The sequence below is a fragment of the Chryseobacterium gambrini genome, from assembly GCF_900156825.1.
Classification (GTDB): Bacteria; Bacteroidota; Bacteroidia; order Flavobacteriales; family Weeksellaceae; genus Chryseobacterium; species Chryseobacterium gambrini.
In genome coordinates this window covers 25,613-47,962 of the sequence record NZ_FTOV01000013.1, presented here as the reverse complement: position 1 = coordinate 47,962, position 22,350 = coordinate 25,613, and the positions used below count along the sequence as shown (strand labels likewise).

17 protein-coding genes are annotated in these 22,350 nt (G+C 37.5%); 2 read left to right on the top strand and 15 right to left on the bottom strand.

Annotated features, from left to right (window positions below; translation table 11 throughout):
- Window positions 1-5 precede the first annotated feature (5 nt).
- Window positions 6-689 carry a TIGR02117 family protein gene (locus BW951_RS18275; RefSeq protein ID WP_175608846.1) on the bottom strand — a complete coding sequence of 228 codons (684 nt, stop codon included), beginning with the start codon at window positions 687-689 and terminating at the stop codon, window positions 6-8.
- 345 nt (window positions 690-1,034) lie between these two features.
- Window positions 1,035-1,979, bottom strand: coding sequence for a tRNA epoxyqueuosine(34) reductase QueG (queG, locus tag BW951_RS18270; protein WP_076395378.1), 945 nt, complete (start codon window positions 1,977-1,979; stop codon window positions 1,035-1,037).
- 120 nt (window positions 1,980-2,099) lie between these two features.
- On the opposite strand from queG, the gene BW951_RS18265 reads away from it, so the two are divergent.
- A complete protein-coding gene (locus BW951_RS18265) occupies window positions 2,100-2,399 on the top strand; it encodes a rhodanese-like domain-containing protein (protein ID WP_076395375.1) in 300 nt (99 codons plus the stop codon).
- Between the two features lie 32 nt (window positions 2,400-2,431).
- Window positions 2,432-3,064, top strand: coding sequence for an HD domain-containing protein (locus BW951_RS18260; protein ID WP_076395373.1), 633 nt, complete (start codon window positions 2,432-2,434; stop codon window positions 3,062-3,064).
- Between the two features lie 89 nt (window positions 3,065-3,153).
- Here the strand turns inward: BW951_RS18260 and BW951_RS18255 are convergent, their stop codons facing one another.
- From BW951_RS18255 to BW951_RS18195, 13 genes are all read right to left on the bottom strand, one after another.
- Window positions 3,154-3,930, bottom strand: coding sequence for an alpha/beta fold hydrolase (locus tag BW951_RS18255; protein WP_076395371.1), 777 nt, complete (start codon window positions 3,928-3,930; stop codon window positions 3,154-3,156).
- Window positions 3,931-3,947: 17 nt separating this feature from the next.
- A complete protein-coding gene (locus tag BW951_RS18250) occupies window positions 3,948-4,892 on the bottom strand; it encodes an NAD(P)H-dependent flavin oxidoreductase (protein ID WP_076395492.1) in 945 nt (314 codons plus the stop codon).
- Window positions 4,893-5,018: 126 nt separating this feature from the next.
- On the bottom strand, window positions 5,019-6,389 hold the full coding sequence (locus BW951_RS18245; RefSeq protein WP_076395369.1) for a peptidylprolyl isomerase: 1,371 nt from the start codon (window positions 6,387-6,389) through the stop codon (window positions 5,019-5,021).
- Window positions 6,390-6,476: 87 nt separating this feature from the next.
- Window positions 6,477-7,400: a PfkB family carbohydrate kinase gene (locus BW951_RS18240; RefSeq protein WP_076395490.1), complete on the bottom strand. Its 924-nt coding sequence runs from the start codon at window positions 7,398-7,400 to the stop codon at window positions 6,477-6,479.
- 28 nt (window positions 7,401-7,428) lie between these two features.
- Window positions 7,429-7,986, bottom strand: a complete 558-nt coding sequence (gene gldD / locus BW951_RS18235; protein ID WP_076395367.1) for a gliding motility lipoprotein GldD — start codon at window positions 7,984-7,986, stop codon at window positions 7,429-7,431.
- Between the two features lie 766 nt (window positions 7,987-8,752).
- The gene (gene mutY / locus BW951_RS18230; RefSeq protein ID WP_076395365.1) at window positions 8,753-9,814 is read right to left on the bottom strand and encodes an A/G-specific adenine glycosylase; all 1,062 of its coding nucleotides are present in this window, start codon (window positions 9,812-9,814) and stop codon (window positions 8,753-8,755) included.
- A 120-nt stretch (window positions 9,815-9,934) separates the two neighbouring features.
- Complete coding sequence (locus BW951_RS18225; RefSeq protein WP_139326205.1) at window positions 9,935-10,387, bottom strand: hypothetical protein; 453 nt, start codon at window positions 10,385-10,387, stop codon at window positions 9,935-9,937.
- A gap of 75 nt (window positions 10,388-10,462) precedes the next feature.
- On the bottom strand, window positions 10,463-11,824 hold the full coding sequence (locus tag BW951_RS18220; protein WP_076395361.1) for a DUF5458 family protein: 1,362 nt from the start codon (window positions 11,822-11,824) through the stop codon (window positions 10,463-10,465).
- Window positions 11,825-11,845: 21 nt separating this feature from the next.
- Window positions 11,846-12,394 (bottom strand): type VI secretion system contractile sheath small subunit, encoded by a 549-nt coding sequence (locus BW951_RS18215; protein WP_139326204.1) that lies wholly within the window; start codon window positions 12,392-12,394, stop codon window positions 11,846-11,848.
- 157 nt (window positions 12,395-12,551) lie between these two features.
- Window positions 12,552-14,651, bottom strand: coding sequence for a M13 family metallopeptidase (locus BW951_RS18210; RefSeq protein ID WP_076395359.1), 2,100 nt, complete (start codon window positions 14,649-14,651; stop codon window positions 12,552-12,554).
- A gap of 519 nt (window positions 14,652-15,170) precedes the next feature.
- A complete protein-coding gene (locus BW951_RS18205; protein ID WP_076395357.1) occupies window positions 15,171-17,198 on the bottom strand; it encodes a M13 family metallopeptidase in 2,028 nt (675 codons plus the stop codon).
- Between the two features lie 359 nt (window positions 17,199-17,557).
- Window positions 17,558-20,956 carry a trifunctional glycoside hydrolase family 18/polysaccharide deacetylase/glycosyltransferase family 2 protein gene (locus tag BW951_RS18200; RefSeq protein WP_076395355.1) on the bottom strand — a complete coding sequence of 1,133 codons (3,399 nt, stop codon included), beginning with the start codon at window positions 20,954-20,956 and terminating at the stop codon, window positions 17,558-17,560.
- Window positions 20,957-21,047: 91 nt separating this feature from the next.
- On the bottom strand, window positions 21,048-22,298 hold the full coding sequence (locus BW951_RS18195; protein WP_076395353.1) for a CinA family nicotinamide mononucleotide deamidase-related protein: 1,251 nt from the start codon (window positions 22,296-22,298) through the stop codon (window positions 21,048-21,050).
- Window positions 22,299-22,350: the final 52 nt, after the last annotated feature.

Sequence of the window (22,350 nt, the reverse complement as noted above, 5' to 3'; positions counted from 1 at the left end):
GAAAACTATTTGTAATGTAAGAAAATTCCGTAATCTGAAGGTGTCCAGAATGCCGCTTTCTGATCCGCCGCTTTCAAGGCATCATTTGCCCAGGTGTTGCAGGTATTCAGGAAGCTGTATTTTCCCTGTGCATCATAGAACGCATCATCATTACCGTAAACAGCATTTGTAGGAACAAGATTGTAGTTTCCGTTTTGGTCTTTATCAAATTTAGCATCTACAAAATCTACCAGTTTTTTATACTGATCCTTGCTGATCATAATTTTTTTACAGTCGTCGCCTTTATTCATGGTTTTATAGAAAGTACAGTGCATTGCCGATTCGCTAAGCCAGAAAGCGGCTTTAAAAGCCGTCGAAAATTTAAGATCCGCCCACGTCGGAGTGTCGAGATAGAATCCTTTATCTCCCCATCCTACTCCTACATAATTGTAATCTGTACTTTTGGATTTTGTATTGCTGAACGGGATTTTTGTACTCCAGTCCTGTACATCATTTTTTACAGGCATTACAATATCCGTATGAACGCCGTTGGTATAAATATAAACAGGAATTTCTTTCTTCTGTCCGTCATCCTTCGCTGAAACTTCAATGAATGGTAAAAAGTAGCCTAAGGCGACATACAGAACAACAATTCCTACAATAATTCCTATGGCTTTTATAATGAGAAGTAACATCTTTTTCACGTTCATGGTTTTTAAAGTTAATAAAATTTAATTAATAATTTTTCGCAAAAGTATTTGTTTCAATCGGAATTTTCGCTAAATTTAAGTACCAAATATTCAAAAATATGCACAAAAACATGAAATCCAACAAAAGATTTAAAGTAAGAGTAAAAGTAGCGCCCAAAAGAATCCAGAAAAAACGCTAGTTTTTCAGCCGCCTAATTTTCAGAACAAAGTTTTTTGATCTGAAAGTTTTTTAAAATTCTTACCCACTCTTTCCCTCCTTAAAAATCTATTTAAGGAATGGGCGTTCAACCTTATTATTCTGGAACTTCAAAAATTCCAGATAAGGGTTTATCCGCCAAAATGTAATTATTTTTTCTCTGAGGATTTTTCCAGAAACTCTATATTTCTTTTCAGACCTGCAAATTTTGTTCTTTTAACAGGAGATTTGCGGAAAATCTCGGAAAAAAGCTCCTGCGTGAGCTCCTTCCATTCTCCTTTTTTAAAGTTTTTTAAAGCTTGGTTCGGTTTGAATTTGGTTTGCTGATGAGGTAACGAAAAGCGGTTCCACGGACAGACGTCCTGACAAACATCACAGCCAAACATCCAGTCGTCCATTTTATCCTGAAAATAATCCGGAATGGAGTCTTTCAGCTCTATCGTTGCGTATGAAATACATTTGCTTCCGTCAATCAGCTTTTCTGAAACAATCGCATTGGTAGGACAAGCATCAATACATTTCCTGCACGTTCCGCAATGATCGGTCACCGGATGATCTGCAACAAGTTCCAGATCGCAGATAATTTCGGCTAAAAAATAAAATGAGCCGCTTTGTCTGGTAATTAAATTTGCGTTTTTTCCTACCCATCCGATTCCTGATTTTCTCGCCCAGCTTCTTTCCAGAACCGGCGCAGAATCTACAAAAACACGAAATCCGAATTCCCCGATTTCCTCCTGAAGTTCTGCAACCATCGATCGCAGAATATCTTTGATGACTTCATGGTAATCTTCAGCATAAGCATATTTCGAAATCTTAAAGTTTTCGAGAGTGGAAATTTTTTCCTCGGGAAAATAATTGTAGGAAAGAGAAATTACAGATCTGGAGCCTTCTACCAATAATCTCGGATCCAGCCTTTTATCAAAATGATTTTCCATGTACTTCATTTCGCCGTGAAAGTTATTTTTCAGCCAGTTTTCGAGTGGTTTTGCATCTTCCTCAAGAAAGTCTGCTTTTGAGATCCCACAATTCTGAAATCCAAAACTTTTTGCCTTGGATTTTATAAGCTGTGTATATTTTTCTGCGTTTGAAGTCATGATTTTATAGTGCAAAACTAATATTATTTTATAAATTTGTTTGAACTTAATTCAGAGAATTGCTTTACAGGCATTTTTCATATACCCGTCAAATAATTTAATTCTAAATATTAATATATTATGTCTTTATCAGAAGTTATAAAATCAGGAAATTATGCATTAATTGACGTTCGTGAACCTATGGAACTGGAAATGGACGGAAACATCGAGGGTGCTAAAAATATTCCTTTGGGAGAAGTGGAAGACAGACAAGAAGAAATCCTGTCTATTGATAAGCCGGTGATTTTGTTCTGCAGAAGCGGGAACAGAAGCGGAAAGGCTTTGGAATACCTTACCTCTCAAGGTTTGAAAGATGGCTACAACGGCGGAGGCTGGGCTGAGCTGAAAGCAAATCTGGAAGCAAATCAGGGAACTTTTTAAAAGTTCCTTTTTTTATCTGAAAATTTTTGAAAATGAACCTGAAAGAAAGATTTCTGCGAAACAGTCTTTTATATACCGAAGATCAAAATCTTATTGGAGATCTGTGGTCTGAAATTGAAAAGAAATATACTGAAAAAGGGAGACATTATCATAATCTTGAGCATCTGGAAAATATGTTCTCTGAACTGGATGCTGTAAAAGATGAAATTGAAAATTTTCCTGTTATCTCATTTTCTGTTTTTTACCATGATATTATCTATGATGCTACATCAAAATCAAACGAAGAGAAAAGCGCTGAATTTGCTGCGATAAGACTGAAAAAACTTAATGTAGACTCTCATTTCATTCAAAAAATTTCGGAGCAGATTATTGCCACAAAATCGCATCATTTGTCTGAAGACAGCGATACCAATTATCTTCTGGATGCCGATCTTTCGATTCTCGGAAAAGATTCTGAAGTATATTTTGATTACACGAAAAAAATCAGGAAGGAATATTCCATCTATCCCGATTTGTTTTATAAGCCAGGAAGAAAAAAGGTTTTAAAACATTTTCTGGAGCAGAAAGATATTTTTAAAACCCCGATTTTTAAAGAAAAGTATGAGGATATTACGAGAAAGAATATTCAGATGGAAATTGATGGGCTTTTATCTTGCATTTATTGACCACCCCGTCAAAAATTCTTTGAATTTTCGCCACCCCTCCAGAGGAGGGGAATGTAATGCTGCTGAAATTTTACCAACTATTTTCAGTATTATGCCTTTACAATTGAGTTGATAAATTCTGCGGATTTTTGCAGAACAGCATCTGGGATTTCTTTATGCGGGGTATGTCCGATGTTCGGGATGATGAATTTTTCTGCGGTTCCGCTTACCTGAGAAATTGTTTTTTCAACCTGATCCAGTGTTCCGTATTCGTCATTTTCTCCCTGAATAAATAACAATGGCGAATTTATATCTTTCAGGAGGTATTCAATATTCCAGCTTCTGAATCTGTCGCTTAACCAGATTTCCGTCCAAGCTTTTACCATCATTTCAACTTTATCGCCATGATATTTTGCGAGACGTTCCGGAAGATTGGTGGTTTTGTAAGCTTCAAAAGCATTTTTTACACCATTTACGGTTATCTCTTCTACGAAAATATGTCCGGCTTCACACAGAGTGGCAGTAACTTTTTCAGAATATCTGGCGGCGAAAATCAGGGCAATTGTTCCGCCGTCGCTGTGTCCGAAAAGGATTATATCATTTATATTCAGTTCTTTTAACAGATCATTCAGGAGATCGGCTTCCTGCTCCATATAATTATTTTCTCTTTCATAGGTAAGCATAGGAAAAGATTTTCCGTAGCCTAAACGATCGTAGACCAAAACATTACATTGTGTCTGCGAAACCAGTTTCTCAGGAAAATCTCTCCAAAGCTGAGTGCAGCCTAAAGAATCGTGCAAAAAGACGATGGTTGGTTTATTTTCAAACGAATGACGGTATTCTGTATAAAGTTTTTTTCCGTTGACATTAACAATCCTTCCTTCCATCAACTTTCAGATTAATTTTATAAACTTGGCGTATTGATTTCGTTAAATTCTTTAAGTAAATTCTGAAAAACAGTTTCTACGGGAAGAACTTCATCAATTAACGCAGAAACCTGCCCGATTTCGAGTTCGCCTTCTTCCATATCACCTTCGAACATCCCTTTTTTGGCTCTTGCACGTCCTAAAGAAGCGATTAGAGACTCTTTGTTTCTTCCAACGTTGTAGATTTCTTCAAGCTCGTTAAAGAACTTATTTTTAACCATTCTTACAGGCGCCAGTTCTTTAAGGGTAAGATGGGTATCTCCTTCCTGAAGTTCTGTAATTTTATTTTTCCAGTTTTCATGGGCACTTGCTTCTACAGTGGCAGCGAAACGGGAACCGATCTGAACGCCGTCTGCGCCTAAAATCATGGCTGCTTTCATCTGGGAGCCTAAAGCAATTCCTCCGGCAGCAATCAATGGTTTGGAAATATGTTTTCTTACATTCGGGATCAGGCAGAATGTAGTGGTTTCGTCTCTTCCGTTGTGACCTCCTGCTTCAAATCCTTCCGCAACTACGGCATCTACTCCTGCCTCTTCGCATTTCATGGCAAATTTCGTTGAGGAAACGACGTGTGCAACCTTCAGACCTTCTTTCTGCAAAGTTTCGGTATATGTTTTGGGGTTTCCGGCAGAAGTAAAAACAATTTTCACTCCTTCTTCCAGAATAATCTGAATTACTTCATCCAGATTAGGATACAACATCGGAACATTTACCCCGAAAGGTTTGTCTGTAGCCTGTTTACATTTTTGGATATTTTCCCTTAAAATATCGGGGTACATGCTTCCTGCACCGATTAATCCGAGACCGCCGCAATTGGAAACGGCAGAAGCCAGCTTCCATCCGGAATGCCAGATCATGCCTGCCTGAATGATAGGATACTGTATATTAAAGAGTTGTGTAATCTTATTTTGTTGTGAATTCATCTGGTGAAGCTTTTTTGCTGAATTAAAATCTATGAAACTGCTCATCTTGTAAAAATAATAAAAATAGCGGTTTTCAGAAGATTTTGGGCATAAAAAAACCTTCAGAAGTTCTGAAGGTTTTGATGATTATTTTTTAATTGAATCTCTTTTCCAGTTGGCTTTAAAATTACATGAATCGTAACGCCCGTCGATGGAGATAAATGTTGTCGGAAGTTTTGAATTAACAAATTTTTCGATCATTTCATTTCGCTTTTTATTCAGCGCCATCTGCTTTACTCTGTCGTAATCTGTTTCCAGTTTGATCTGGTGAGCAGGAATGACATCTTCCACTTTTACGATTTTCACCACTTTTCTTTCTCTTTCATCCATATCATCAAAAGCGGTTGTAATATCTCCTTTGTTTAAACCTGCCAATTCGTAGCTGATTGTTCCCGGAATTGTTTCTCTCTCGATTTTGCTGGATCCGTCTGCTCCCGGAATAACTCCCGCGTTGAATTTGGTTCTTTTATCATCTGAGAATCTGAAAGTAGCATCCTTGAAAGTCATTTTTCCGTTAAGGATTAAACCTCTGATGCTGTCCAGTTTCGCTTTCGCTGTTTTAATTTCTTCATCTGTAGGAACAGCCATTAAAAGGATGTGTCTCGCTTCGTAGATTTTTCCTGATTTTTTAACAAGCTGGATAAGGTGATATCCGAATTCCGATTCTACAGGTTCTGAAATTTCTCCTTCCTGAAGATTTAAAGCGGCTGCTTCGAAAGGTTTTACCATCTGTCCTTTGGAAATGTTTTTCATCAAACCTCCGTTGGACGCAGTTCCTTTATCTTCGGAGAAAATCCTTGCCTGACTTTCGAAAGATTCTCCTCCTTCGATATCTTTTTTGATCTTTTTCAGCTTATTGATGAGTTCATCTTTATGAGCCTCAGTAAGCTTAGGATACATCATGATCTGAGATAATGAAACCTCATCTTTGATCTCGGGAAGCTGACTTTTATAGAGATTATAAAAATCCGTTACCTCGTTTGGCGTTACGTCCGCTTTGTCTGTAATTCTCTGAATTTTAGCCTGTCCGTAATATTGGTCTGTATCGATTTTCTCGATCGCATTTTTCATTTCATACCCGTTTCTGAACTTGTAGGCAGCCAACATTGCTTTTTCATCAGGAAACTGAGAAAGCAACTGCTGATATTTTGCATTCGCCTGTTCTTTAATTGCCGCAGAACGGTTATCAATCAGGGTATCTTTTTTCGCTTCGTATACCAAAAGCTTATTATTCAGTAAGTTTTCCAAAAACTCACACTTATCTATATTGGAAGCTCCCTGCTGTTTTGCATAATTCATCTGCTCGTTAACGTCAGATTCCAATACAATTTCATCACCGATAACAGCAGCAATTCCGTCCACTAAATCTCCCTGTTTTAACTGAGCGTTCATCATATTTGCACCAAACAACATGATGAAAATTCCAAAAAGAAAAGTGATCTTAAGTTTATTTATCATTTTACTATTTTAAACAAGTTGCAAATTTAGAATTCTTAATGAATTACACTAAATTTTTTATTATAAATATTTCTTAAAAAGAGGTATTTATTGTACTTCTACGTCGAAAGTTGTCAATTCTTTAAATTGCTTCAGTCTTCCGAACACATCCGATTCGGTTACTTCCTGAATTCTTTCTGTCCCGAATTTCTCAACCGTGAAAGAAGCCATTGCCGAACCTACGATTAATGCAGACTTCATGGTTTCGAAATCAAATGTTCCTTTTTTCGCTAAATATGCGGCAAAACCTCCTGCGAAAGTATCTCCCGCTCCGGTAGGATCGAAAACCTCTTCCAATGGTAAAGCCGGAATAGCAAATACTTTATGATCGTGGAAAAGCAAAGCTCCGTGTTCTCCTTTTTTGATGATAACGAACTTTGGTCCCATTTCGTGGATCTTTTTAGCTGCTTTTACCAAAGAATATTCTCCTGAAAGCTGTCTTGCTTCTTCGTCGTTGATTGAAATCACGTCTGTTTTGGCAATCATCTGCATTAGTGTTTCCAAAGCCGTGTCCATCCAGAAATTCATTGTATCCAGAATAACAAGCTTCGGACGGTTGTTCATTTTTTCAAGTACGGAAAGCTGTACTCCCGGGTGAAGATTTCCTAATAATAAGATCTCTGCATCCTGCATAGAATCCGGAATTTTAGGATCAAAATTTTCAAGAACGTTTACTTCAGTTGCCAAAGTATCTCTTGTATTCAGGTCGTTGTGGTATTTTCCCGCCCAGAAGAATGTTTTCCCTTCTTTTACGATCTCAATTCCTTCTATATTAACGTCTCTGTTTGTGAACATATCAAGATATTCCTGCGGAAAATCTCCTCCTACTACAGAAACGATCCCGGACTTAACGCCCAAAATGGATGAAGTGATCCCGATGTACGTGGCTGCACCTCCTAAAATTTTATCTGTTTTTCCAAATGGCGTCTCAATTGCGTCGAACGCAACACTTCCTACAACTAAAAGTTTCATATTTTTTTCAAAGTATTTTAAAAGTAAATTATTTTTTCCATTCAAATGTGTCCAGCAGATGTTTCATATCTCTTTTGATATAATCTACCGCAGGAGCCAAAGAATCCGGTTTCGGTCTTGTGTTAAAATATAAATAGGCAGTCACAAAGTGTTTGGTACTGTCTGTAATGTAAAACTGAAGATTGGAAGCGCTCTGACCTTTGAGTTCATAAAAATTTCCGTATACCTTTTTTTCAGGATATTCGAAAGATTTTGTGTCGATTGCGCTTGCTTTAATGGTATGTTCATAAACCATTTTTTCTGCTTCCTGAATATGGGCTGCAAAATCATTCTGTATCGGGTAATACGTTACAAAAACTTTGGCTTTCATTTTCGGATAGTTCAGATAGTACCAGCAAGGCTTTTTTGCATCGGTAATGTTTGCAAAATCTGAATATTCAAATGTATAATTACAGTTGTTTTCGAATTTCTGATATTTCGGTGCGGGATATTCCAGTCGAAGTTCTCCGTAAGGCTTCGGAACGGGATCTTTTCCGCAAGATACCAAAAGTAAGGCTGTAAAAATAAAAATGGCGTTTTTAAACATTTTGCAAAAGTACAAATTAGATTTCAGATTTCGGAAGACAAATTTCGGGATTTCAATGGGTTTTGAAATTGAGATTGAATTTTAATTTGGAGGCTTTGTTTTTGAACACTAAGAACGCAAAGATTTTTCTTTTAAAACTTAAGTTTGCTAAGGCGTTTCACTTAAATAAGCACACAGAGCGTTTTTTATTAAATCCTAATTATTTTTTAAGCTTATCCTTCTGTTTGCCTGCAAATCCTTAATCTTTCTTAACTGCTTAAACGTTCTTAATGGTTTCTTTTTAAACGCAATAGGCGCAAAAGTTTCTTTGAAATTATTGAAAACATTCTTCGTTCGCAAGGGCGTTTCACTCAGCAAATGATAGATATTGTGAATGAATATTCATTTTAATCATGTAATTAATTTTAACACAAAGTACGCGAAGATTTTTCTTTTAAAACTTAATGGATATTTTTAAGTTCGCTAAGGCGTTTCACTTAAATAAGCACACAGAGCGTTTTTTATTACATTCTAATTATTTTTTAAGCTTATCCTTCTGTTTGCCTGAAAATCCTTAATCTTTCTTAACTGCTTAAATGTTATTAATGGTTTCTTTTTAAACGCAATAGGCGCAAAAGCTTCTTTGAAATTATTGAAAAATTTCTTCGTTCGCAAGGGCGTTTCACAAAGCGAATGATAAACATCTAATCATAAAAATTTTATATTTTTTGAGATTGCTTTACTTCGACGCGCTCAGCACAGGCTCGCTTCGCTCATCACAATGACATTACCAAATTCTATATGCCGTTTCATAATTCTGGATATAATTCTCCAACGGTTTTGGGAAGGATTTTTCGTGAGAGCCTTCAACATCGGTTACGATGTAATTATTTTGAGTGATGAAATTGTGCCATATTTCTTCTGATTCTATTTCTACATTAAAAATTTCTATGCTTAAATTTTTGTGCGTGAGTTTATGGCTTACATTTTTTACACTTTTGATAAACGGAATTAAATCATCAGAAATTTCAGGCGGAAATTCAAATAGCTTTTTCCAGATGAAATCATCTTTTCTCTGTTGAATTAAAAACTGACCATTTCTATGAACGAAATAATATTTCAGCTCCAAATCAGCGGCTTTTACTTTTTTTGTTTTTACCGGAAATTCAGAAACTTTATTCAGGGAAAAAGCCAGACAGTCTTCATTCAAAGGACATTCGCTGCAAAGAGGATTTTTAGGCTTACAGATTTCGGAACCTAAATCCATCATCGCCTGATTGAAATCACCGACGCTTTCAGGTAAGATTAAATGAGCGAGTTCAGAAAAATAATTAAAAGCTTTTGAACTTGAAATATCAAAATCATCTGCAAAAATACGGCTCAGTACACGATAAAAGTTTCCGTCCACAGCCGGAATTTTACCTTCAAAACAAATACTGGAAACTGCAGCGGCTGTATATTTTCCGACTCCTTTTAACTTTAAGATTTCATCGTATTCATGAGGAAAAACGCCATTATAATCGTTCATGATCTGTTGCGCTGCCTTATGAACATTTATCGCTCTGGAATAATAGCCTAATCCTTTCCAATACAGTAAAACTTCGTTTTCGTCTGCTTCGGCAAGGGTTTTTACATCCGGAAAGCGGTGAACAAAATTATTATAATGTCCTAATCCCTGAGCAATTCTGGTCTGCTGAAAAACGATCTCACAAATCCAGATTTTATAAGGATCTTTGGTCTGTCTGAAAGGTAAATCGCGGGCATTTGTCTTATACCAGTTAAGAAGTTTATTGCCGATGTGTCTGAAGTCTGATTGTTTTGTTTTTTCCAAAGGTTTGTCTGTCTGCATATTTATGCTTCGACAAGCTCAGCATGACAACGCTAAAAATTCACTTTTAATAAAACGACTAGTATTAGAAATGTCATGCTGAGCTTGTCGAAGCATCTGTTTATTAAATACAAAGATAATTTAATTTTCTTTTTGAACTGAATAAACAGGAGCCGCTTTCAGCCACTGATATTTTAAATGTTTTTCTTTTGCAATGAAGCGGTATCCTTCCAATTTTTTGAGATAAATATAGGAAGTAGAATCTTTTTTGAACATCAACTGTTGATTAGAAAGAAAACTGAACGGAAAAGCCACCATAGAATCTCTCGTCGTTTTCTCTACTTTGCCATTATTAACCATGTAAATAAAGATAGATTTTCCGCGACCCTGAGACTGATCGATGAGTTTAATATTTGATGAAGAAACCACCATATCACTTTCATCAAAGCATTCCTGCGGTTTCATGATGTAAGCTTTTCCTTCTTTTATTTCGTCGGCAAAAAGATCAATGGGATGATTTTGCTGTACTCTTTTATCTTTACAACTGAAAGTCATAAAAATTACGGACAAAAAGTAGAATAGCCTGCCTTTCATATTTCTATTTTTAACGATTTGGTAGAAAAAAACCGATGAAAAATTGCATCGGTTTGTGTATTGATTGGTTTAAATTTAGTCCTGAAGATATTCAGCATCCCATTCGTTTCCGTCGTCTCCTTTGTGTCCGTCTAATTTGATAACGAAACTTTTTGTAGGGAAATAAGGCGTAAGACGAATATCCAGCCAAACTCTGTCTTTGTTTACTTTATCCTGCTCAAAACGAACAATTTTGAATTTTTCGATCAGTTTATCCGGTCCCTTAATTCCGTCAAGGAAGGTTACGATCTGTCTTCTCAAATCATCCTCATTTCTTGCGTTCCAGTTTTCGAAAGCTCTTCTGTTTAGGAAATCGAGCAAAACTTTAGTTACGTAATCGAATACGCGAACGACAGAATAGGTCTGAAGCCCGATGTTGTCTCCTGTAAACAGGGTTTTTGCAGAGAAAGCCATAATTTTTCCGTATTCGTTCACCATGGGAACCAGTCCCATTTTTTCCAACTGGGAAATTTCACTTTTCTTCAATTCGAATTTTACGGCGTCCACTTCATTGATGTTTCCGTGCTTTTTACCTGCTGCAACCTGAGACATTAATGTTTTATGAATTTTTCCGGCAAGTGAAGTTGATGGCGGAAGTTCTACATTTTCCTCCTCTCCTACTTCCTCAGCTTTTCCGCGTCCAACCAGCCAGTTACAGGTCATGATGACATTACTTCTGTGCAATTCTCCTCCTGTAAGATTGGCAGAATGGAATAAATCCACCACGTCATCCGGTTTATCAAGATTTGCGAAATCCGTTACCATCATTACTTTGTTTTCGTTACAGATTTTCGCCCATTTTTCAATGACTTTATTGGATCCCAAATATCCCGGAATTGCTAAAATAGAGTAATTGTCTCTAAGGTCTAAACGGTCGTAGTAGTTCTTAAATTCTTCTGCAATGGCATCGATAAATATAGGATTATCCAAGTCTGAAACCTGATCTAAACTTGCATTAACAATACTTACGTTATCAACTTTATCAAGCTCGGTATTTTTGTAGAATTGAGCGACCGTTCTGTAGTTTGTTTCCATTTGACGGACTGCATCAAGCGTATTTTTAAGATTTAGTTTTAAATTCTGATCGGCAGCCTGCGCTTTAGCTTTGCATGTTTCTGCCATCTTATCTGCAGAATCGTTTCCTTCCAGAAGATTTACCCAAAGATTGATTTTCTGAAGAAGTTCTTTTCTTTCATCTGCTTTATTGCTGTCATTAAGGAAGATTTCCTTTCTGGCTTTTCTGGTGGGATTCATGTTTGCGATTCCGTCTACAACAGATTCTACAAAACCAAAACCTCCTATTTTATTGAGTTCGGCAAGCGGATTACTTTTCGGCTGACCTGCGTGTTGCTGCTGTCCCTGTTGTTGGTTTTCAGCTGCCTGTAATTTACTATCCATGATTAATGTAACGTCTTTAGATTATTTTTCAAGTTCCTGTGCCACTTCTTTCAATACCTCTACGAAGGCAGCTCTTGTCTGATCGTTTTCCAGCATATTACGCAGAATTTTATTGGTTTTAAGCTGGCGTACAATTTTGTTGTACTGTTCCTGCTCCATGCTTAATTGCTGCAGATAATCTGATTTCTGAGTGAGATTTTTTGGGGTAAAGTCCGCGAGATTCTGAAAACGGAATTCCTCTTCTACTACATTACCGTCCTCCGTTTCGTGCTGAACGCTTACAGAAGGCTGGAAATGTCTGAAGACGTCATCTACTGTTTTTAATCCTGTTACAATTTCAGGGACGTAAGATTCGTCGGTTGTAAGCTGGCTTACTATCAGCGATTTATTCTCCTGAATCTGCTGAATAGCTTCATTGGCGTCTACTTTTACTTCGTTTCCGCCAACGCCATAATTAAACATTGCCATATTATTAATATTTTGAGATTTTCGATGTTGGTGTGTATTGTCTTTATCAGCATCAAATAGCTGACCAATCCAATGTTTAAATTTAAAAAAAAACTGTAACATACAAAATTTTGTTAAGATTTTTCTTGAAATATTAACTTTTTAAATTAAATATCAACTAAAAAACTGATATTTTGTGATGTCACTAAACTATGAAAAATTAAATAAAAAACGCACCATTTCTGATGCGTTTTTCATTTCTAACAATTTTTGGCTTGTCTTACCAAATTTTTATTCTGTCCTGCGGAGCTTTATACATTTTGTCTCCCGGTTTGATATCGAATGCTTTGATGAAAGAATCCTGATTGACCAACGGACCGAATGCTCTGAAAATTCCCGGCGAATGCGGATCTGTTTTCACCTGATTGGTCATATACTGATCTGTGGATTTTGTTCTCCAGACTGTTGCCCAGCTCATGAAGAATCTCTGATCCTGAGTAAATCCGCTGATTAAGCCCGGATTTCCGTGATCTTTAAGATACATCTGAAGTGCATCGTAAGCCACTGCAACTCCTCCCAAATCCCCGATGTTTTCGCCACTCGTGAATTTTCCGTTTACGAAGCTTCCTTTTACCGGTTCATAAGCGCTGTACTGTGCTGCCAATTGTGCTACTTTTGCGTCGAAGTTTTTACGGTCTGCATCGGTCCACCAGTTATTTAAGTTCCCGTCTCCGTCGAATCTTGAACCGCTGTCATCGAATCCGTGAGAAATTTCGTGACCGATAACGGCTCCGATTCCTCCGAAATTAACAGCTGCATCTGCTTTTGGATTGTAGAAAGGCGGCTGAAGAATGGCGGCAGGAAAAACGATTTCGTTGTTTGATCCGCTGTAATAGGCATTTACGGTTTGCGGCGTCATTCCCCACTCTGTTCTGTCTACCGGTTTTCCTATTTTATCTAAATTTTTCTGATATTGCCAAGCTGAAACATTCTGAAGATTGGAATATAAGGTTGCTCCCTGTTTCGGAGCTTCTACTTTTAACTGGGTGTAATCTTTCCATTTATCCGGATAAGCAATTTTCACGGTGAATTTTGATAATTTTTCCTGTGCTTTTACTTTTGTTTCCGGAGACATCCAATCCATCTCGTTGATATGTGTCTTGAAGGATTTTAGAATGTAATCGATATACATTTCCATCTGTGCTTTTGCTTCCGGCGTAAAATATTTCTCGACATATAATTTTCCGAACGCTTCACCTAAAACGCTGTTTACCAAAGAAAGCCCTCTTTTGTTCATCGGACGCTGTTCTTTTTGCCCCTGAAGATATTTGGAATAGAAATCGAATCTTATCTGCTCTAAATTTTCATCCAGATTGCTTGCATTTCCATTGATTAAGTGGTATTTCAGATAGTCTTTCAGTAAAGGAAGATTTTTCTGGGTAAGGAAGGAATCCATATTCTGGTAATACTTCAACTCGCCGATAATGACTCTGTCGGTATTTACTCCGGCATCCTTCAGATATTTCGGAAGATTAACGTTTTTAACCAAAGCAGGCAATTCTGATACGTTTTTAGGATTGTATCTTAAATTGGCATCTCTGTTCTGTTCAAGCGTTAATAAATAGTTTGCCAACTGTTTTTCGAAATCCACTACGTTTTTTGCTGCAGATTCTGAATTTTTATAGCCTAAAACGCCGAATAGTTTTCCGACATAGGTCTGATATTCTGCTAACGTTTTGGTGTTGGCTTCATTTACTTTCTGATAGTAATCTCTTCCCAGTCCAAGATCGGGACCGCCAAGATAGACTGCGTTCATTTTAGAATCTTTCAGGTCTGCACCTACTCTCCATCCGTAGAAAGAGTTATCGCCCACTTTTGTCGCTTCAAGCAGATATTTCTGAAGATCGCCGATGTTTTTAATGGCATCAATTTTTGCAAGATCTCCTTTAATCGGAGCCAATCCTTCTGCATTTCTCTTGTTGGTATCCATAAATGAGGCATACAAATTCTGGATTTTCTGTCCTTCGGAACCTTCAGGATAAGATTCTGACAAGATTTTGTTCAGGATGTCCAAAGAAGCATCGTCTACATTTTCTCTGAGTGCATTGAAAGAACCCCAACTTGCTTTATCGGAAGGAATCTGAGTGGTTTTTACCCAGTTTCCGTTTACATAGCTAAAAAAATCATCTTGGGGACGAACAGTTTTATCCATGTACGATAGGTTTAATCCTTCTTCTTTTGCTTCCATTTTTTCTGGCTGTACAATTTCAACTCCTTTCATCGGCTCAGGTTTTTGAGTATTGGCAGTTTTTGTTGTTCCACAAGAATTTAAAAATACCAAACCTGAAAAGGCAAGTACTCCGATATTTAGCTTTTTCATTAAAAATTGTTTTTGATTTTACACAAACTTACCAAATATACAAATTAGTTTATAAATGATAAGTGATAAATAATAATTGATGAAAAGGATGTAAATAAAACTTGCTATTTTTATTATCTGATCTTGATTTGCGGTTAAAATGATATTTGATTTTGATTGAGTAAGACAACAAATCGTTTAGTATTTCACGCAAGGAGCGTGAAGTTTTCTTTTCAAAATGATTCCGTTGATTTTTTTGTTCGTAAAGGTACTTCGACAAGCATAAACTATTCACTCCGCAAATGATACATAGATTTTCTGAATTAAGGATAATTTCTATTCATTTTCCTGATGCTGAAAAAAATGACTGAAATCCTAGCCGCGATTGCAGCAATTGTCTGAGCTCATTTCTTTGGATTCGGCGCGGCTCCGCCGCGCCGAATCCAAAGAAATAGCGAGTGCGGAAAGCGCGAAAAAGCTCCAAAAAAAACAAAAAAACCGCTCATTGCTGAACGGTTTTGGCTGTATCTAAAATGGTGATTACCAGATTTTAATTCTTTCTGCCGGTTTTTTGTACAATTTGTCTCCTTCTTTTACATCAAACGCTTTGTAGAAAGCATCAACATTGGTTAAAGGACCGAAACTTCTGAAATATCCCGGAGAATGCGGGTCTGTTTTTACCTGATTGATCATGTATTTTTCGCTGGATAAAGTTCTCCATACTGTTGCCCAGCTCAGGAAGAATCTCTGATCCTGCGTGTAACCGCTGATAACTCCCGGATTTCCTTTGTCTTTTAAATACATCTGAAGAGCATCGTAAGCGATGTTTACGCCTCCTAAATCTGCAATATTTTCTCCGTTGGTAAAGGTTCCGTTCACGAAAGTTCCTTTTACTGGCTCGTATTTGTCGTACTGTGCGGCAAGAGCTTTTGTTGCTTTTTCGAAGTTGGCTTTATCTTCCGGAGTCCACCAGTCTACCAAGTTTCCGTCTGCATCGAACTGTGCACCTGAATCATCAAATCCGTGGCTCATTTCGTGACCGATCACGGCACCGATTCCACCGAAATTCACCGCAGCATCTGCTTTAGGATTGAAGAAAGGCGGCTGTAGGATTGCAGCAGGGAAAACGATTTCGTTGTTTACCGGATTGTAGTAAGCATTTACAGTTTGCGGCGTCATTCCCCACTCTGTTTTATCTACCGGTTTTCCGATTTTAGCTAAGTCTTTGTTGTACTGCCATTCTGCAATATTCTGAAGGTTGGCATATAGATTTCCACCTTTTGATTCCGGCGTGATGGTTAATTTGGAATAATCTTTCCATTTGTCCGGATACGCAACTTTTACCGTGAACTTATTCAGTTTCTCCATTGCTTTTTGCTTGGTGGTAGAAGACATCCACGTTAATCCGTTGATGTGAACCGCGAAACTTTTCTTTAAGTAATCGATCAGTTCAACCATCTGCGCTTTAGCTTCTGCCGGGAAATATTTTTCAACGTATAGTTTACCGAAAGCTTCTCCTAAAGATCCGTTAATTAATTCGTAACCTCTCTTATTTAAAGCTCTCTGCTCCTGCTGTCCTCTTAAATATTTGCCATAGAAAGCGAATCTCATGTCTCCTAATTTCTCACTTAAATAAGCCGCGCTTCCGTGGATCATGTGGAATTTAAGATAATCTTTAATCACAGGAAGATTCTGCGTATTGATGAATTTATCTAAATTCTTGTAATATCCTAATTCTCCGATAATTACTTTATCTGTATTTACGCCAACTGCTTTAAGATAAGCCGGAAGGTCTACATTTTTTACCAAAGCTGAAAGCTGAGCCATTGTTTGTGGATTGTACTGAAGCGTATTATCACGGCTCTGCTCGTTGGTTAAGTATGTTTTTGCGATGCTTTTCTCGTAATCTACGATTCCTTTAGCGGCAGCATCAGCATTTTTATATCCTAGTTCTTTTAACATAGAAGCAACATATTTTGTATATTCTGCTAAAGCTTCTGTGTTTTTTTCGTTTACTTTCTGATAGTAATCTCTTCCAAGACCTAGAGATGCATCACCAAGATAAACAACGTTCATTTTAGAGTCTTTAAGATCTGCATCTACTCCCCATCCGTAGAAGTTATTTTCTCCTTCTTTGGTTACAGAGATTAAATATTTCTGAAGATCTCCAACGGATTTAATGGCATCAATTTTATTCAGATTTGCCTGAATCGGTTTGATACCGTCTGCATTTCTCTTTGCCATGTTCATGTACGTTGCGTACAGGTCCTGAATTTTCTTGCCTTCTGTTCCGTCAGCAAATTTGTCTTTCAGAAGAGAGTTCAGAATCGTCATGGAGTTGTTGTCTGTATCTTCAGCCAGTTTGTTGAAACTTCCCCAAGTTGGTTTATCGGAAGGAATTTTGGCAGTCTTCATCCAAGTTCCACTCACATAGTTATAAAAGTCATCTTGCGGACGTACTGATTTATCCATCAAGCTAAGGTCTAAACCTTTGTCTGTCGCCTGAGCGTTCACGGTTTGTGAACAAATTCCTCCTATTAAAAGCAGAGAAAGCGTTAATTTTTTCATTATAATTACAATTTATACAATAAGTGTAACTTTTTTTTATTTCGTTACTTTTTACAAAAACAAATTTAATTAAATATTAAGATCTGTTTATATTTTAAATATATTTTCACAGCATTTGTCGTCCTGAAAGAATTTAAGCGTAGTATGAAAAGTAATCATGGAAAGATTTGTGCTTAGATCTTTACAGGATGACAAAGTTTATGGTTATTTCGTGATTTTCAAATGTATGATATCATCTTAGCCCTGATTGCAAATTTGTTTAAGCTCATTTTATAGGATTCGGCGCGGCAGCTTTGCTGCCGCACCGAATCCTGTAAAATAGCGAGTGCGGAAAGCAGGAAGCAGCTCCAAAAAATATTTTAAGATGTTGCAATTTCTTTTACGTTTCCGGTACGTTTTAAAAATCCCCAGGTCTGCATTTCGCCTTTCAGTGCTTTTCGGAGACTTCTGAACAATACAATATACATCAGCCAGCGATATCCGAAACGCTGAGGAATCACATACAGCAGGTTTACCAATTTCTCTCTCTGCATGATGAACGAAATAAAAGCCAGAGACGCATCCACCAAAAAGAAAATTAAATAATAACTGAATATTTTTCCACCATTTCCGGATAATATTCCAAAAAACATGATGACATCGGCAAGCGGCGAGAAGAACGGAATAATGTACTGAAAGAGTAAAATATTCGGCATTGCCCAAAGTCCTAAACCTTTGTATTTCGGGTTAAGGAAAGTCTGTCTCTGTTTCCAGAACATCTGCATGATTCCGTACGTCCATCTGAAACGTTGTTTTAAAAACTGTTTTACGCTTTCCGGAGCTTCTGTCACTGCTACTGCACGGTTTTCGTTGGCAACGGTGTACCCTTCTCTCAAGATTTTAACGGTAATATCGCAGTCTTCGGCTAAAGTATCGGAAGAATATCCGCCAACTTCTTCAATTACAGATTTTCTGAAAGCTCCGATAGCACCGGGAATTACAGTAATGGCATTGATATTCGCATATGCTAAACGATCAAAATTCTGACTGGTTGTATATTCAATAGACTGCCATTTTGTAAGCCAGTTTACAGTATTGCCCACTTTTACATTTCCTGCAACGGCTGCAATTTTTTCATCCGGATCCGAGTTTAAAAATCTTGCAATTAAATATTTTACGGCATCTTTTTCCAGTTTCGTATCGGCATCGATGCAGACCACATATTCCTCATCGGTTTGTGAAATCCCAAAATTTAAAGCAGTTGCTTTTCCGCCGTTGGTTTTGCTGAAAATTTTCAGTTTCGGATGATCAGAAAAGGACTCTTTCGCTTTTTCATAGGTTGAATCTTTGCTTCCATCATCCACCAGAATAATATTGAAATTGGGATAGGTTTGTTTTAACAGATTGTTTAATGATGAAACAATGTTGACTTCTTCATTGTACGCCGGAACAATAATTGAAACCTTCGGATAGGATTCTAAAACGGGAAATTCTCCCGATTTTTTCTCTTTTCGACGTTCTTTAAACGCCCAGAATAACATAATAAGCAATCTGATGAGTCCTAATGCGATAAAAATGGTAAACAAAGCCACTAAAAAATGACTGATTCCATAAATAATGGTTGCCAAAAGAAGATTAAGCTGCATCACATAATAGGCTCTTGTTTTCGGAATGGAAGGCATCAGTTCCGCTTTGTTTTTATGCAGAATACTGGCAAGATTGGTAAAATGATATCCTTGTTTCTGCAATGTCGGGATTAAAACTTTCAACGCTTTTACGGTTTCTTCACGGGTTTCGCCTCCTGCATCGTGAAGGAGTATGATGTTTCCGCGTTCGGCTTTTACACCTGCTAAAACACGTTTTACAATTTCATCGGCTTTTATTCCCGGCTGCCAGTCTTCGGGATCGATGTTTTCACCAATATCAAGATAATTCTGCTGTCTCGCCAATGCAACCGGAACAATTTCTTCTGAAGTTGTTGGCTCAGAATCGGCATTGTAAGGCGCTCTGAACAGAATGGTACTGTGTCCTGTGATACATTCGATCAATAATCTTGTCAGTTTCATTTCCAGTAAAGCTCTTTCGGGGCTTACTTTTGCCACATTTTCATGGGTAAATGTATGATTGCCAATTTCATGACCTTCTCTGTAAATTCTTTTAACCAAAGGAAGGTTTTTTTCGGCATTTAATCCTACCAAAAAGAAGGCAGCCGGAACATGATATTTTGACAGTATGTCTAAAACCTGCGGTGTGTAGGTTTCATCGGGGCCATCATCAAAAGTTAATACCAGTTCTTTCTGTGGAGCTTCTCCGTATTTTTTAACTTCGTAAGAACTGGGATAGGTTACATAATTTTCATCGGTAATGATTTTTTCTTTGGGATCAATCTCAAGGGCAATTTTTCCGTCATGAGGCGTATTCAGAACATCCAAAACTTCGCCGTCACCAATGTAATCGACCATCGTCTGACCTTTTACATTCTCAAGGGTTTTTAAATTTAATTTTGATAATCCTGCAAACGTAAGATCTCTATCGTAAAAATTCCAGATCCGGCTGTCCTCGCTTCCCAATCTCCAAAGCGCAGTTCCGGCAAGAGGATATTCTGAAGAAAAGCGCATCGTATTAAAAATAGAAGCTGCATCGTTGAAAAATACAGTATGTGTATTGTTTTTCGAATCTGTGTAAGAGTAATTTAAATTAAAAGTATTGTCGTCGAAATTAATTTTCGCTTTGCTTGCACTCGCTTTGGTAATTGCCTGCATATACGTCACGGAATTATTCTGTTCCTTGTCTGTACTCCAGTCGTATCCGTAAGCTCCCAATCCTAAAATGATTTTGTTGGGGGAAGTCTTTGCCAGAATTTTTCCGGTCTGTGCTTCGATCCATTTTTGAGAGGAAACGGGTCCTGCATCGCTGTCTGCAGAATATTCATCATACGCCATCAAGACAAAATAATCTACATAAGGATTTAATTTCTGAATATTGTAATCGTCATTATCCGTCATGATATCCATGGAAACCAATAATTTATTCTGCTTAAAAGTTTCGGACAGCTCTTTCATGAAAGCGATGAGGTTTTCATCAGAATCCAGATTCATATCTTCAAAGTCGATGTTGATTCCTTTGAAATTGAGTTTCTGGCATTGCAGGGTTAATTTCCGAATAAGATGGGTTCTTTTTTTCGGATCTTTCAGCACTTTTCCCAATCCCTCAGAATGGAATTCCTGTTCAAAGTTATTGCTGAGAATCGGCATTGCGGCAACTCCTGTTCTTTTAATAACTTTATAACCGGCAGGATCCACATTGGTTTTCAGATCGCCATTTTTCGGATCGAGGAAAAACCACTCCGGAAAAACAAGATTGATGTGTCTGATATTTCTTTTTAAAGACATTAAAGACTGCGGATCCCAAGCAACGTAGAACGCAGAACGTATTCCGCCCGGAAATTGTGCCCAGTTGCGGTTTTGGTTTTTAAGTCTTTCGGCTCTTGCTTTTTCGATTTTAGCAAGGTTGGTGTGCATTGTTTTTTCGGAAATGAAACTTCGGAATCCTTTATATTCTTTGGAAATTCTATTTTCCTGAAGATAGGGTTTGCTCGCTGTAATAACGGCTTTGTAATCTTCTTTAAAAGGAATTTTGGGGCTTCTGTCCCATTTCATCATAAGACCGAGTGCCAGAAAAAGCAATATGGCGATGAAGATAAAGATTCGGCTTCCCCACTGAACGTTTCTCCAGCGTTTTTTGCTGTCAGTCTGAAAAATCTGCTTTGAATTTTCCACGATTTTGATATTTTTCTCATGAACGTCAAAAACCGTGAAAAACCTATGCAGAATTAATTAAAAAAAAATTAAAAAATTAACTGATTATGAATCAATTATTCACCAAAAGGGCAACAAGATCCTGAATGACTTTCTGGGATACAAAGTGCATAAAATCCAGTCGATCCAGATGCGGCATATACAATTTTGAAGTCACTTCCTGATCTTTAATTCTGATGGTGTAAAAAACAGTTCCCACTTCCTTTCCGTCCTCTCCTTTTCGGGGACCTGCAACTCCGGTTGTAGAAAGAGAAATATCTGTATTGAAGAGTTTCTGACAGCCTTCTGCCATTTCCGCAGCGACCTGCTCACTTACGACCGTAAATTCTTCTACGGTTTCTTTTTTTACTTTGAGAATATCGATCTTTTTTTCTGTAGCATAAGAAACAATGCCGCCTAAAAAGTAATTTGAGCTTCCGGAAACAGAAGTAATCATTTTTGCGAGTTCTCCGCCTGTACAGCTTTCGGAGGTAGATAAAGTCAATTTTCTATCTGTTAAAATATCGGCAAGGATTTTTTCTATTTTATCCTGTGAGGTAGCAATTACATGATCTTTTACTAAAGGAAGTAGCTTCTGGATTTCGTCTTCCAACTGTTGCTGCAAAATACTGTCGTCCTCTCCGCTTGCAGTGAGTCTCAGTTTAACGCGGGTTCCGACAGGAAGATAAGACAAAGAAAGGTTTTCCGGCAAGGCAAGTTCCCAGTTTTCAATTTTGTCTGCCAAAATACTTTCGGGAATTCCGACTACGGAAACAATTCTTGTGGAAAGGTAATGGAGACTGAATTTATCTTTTAAAAAAGGAACAATCTGATCTTTAATTAAAGGTTTTACTTCATAAGGAACTCCGGGAAGACTGAAAAGCAGTTTTCCGTTTTCTTCCATCATCATGCAGGGTGCAGTTCCGTTATGGTTCTGGAACACTTTGGATTTTGTAGGGACAAAAGCCTGTTCGCGGTTTCTTTCCAGAATTTCTGTTCTTCCGCGTCTTTCCATATATGCTTTCAGATGAGCGAAAGTTTCTTCGTCTAAAGCGATTTCGTCATTAAAAAATTCGGCAATGGCTTTTTTGGTTTTATCGTCTCTTGTAGGACCCAAACCTCCGGTTGTTATGATGATATCTCCCAGCTCAAAAGCAGAAGAGATGGTCTTTTTAATGGTTTCAATCTGGTCTGAAATGGTAAAAATCTGTATAACTTTTATCCCAATATTTTTCAGTTCGGCAGCAATAAAGTTAGAATTGGTGTCTACGGTGCTTCCTGAAAGGATTTCGTCACCAATGGTGATCAGAACGGCATTTTTCATATAATAAGGTCGAAAAAAATTTTTCTATACAAATGACGGAATTTTCCCTGTG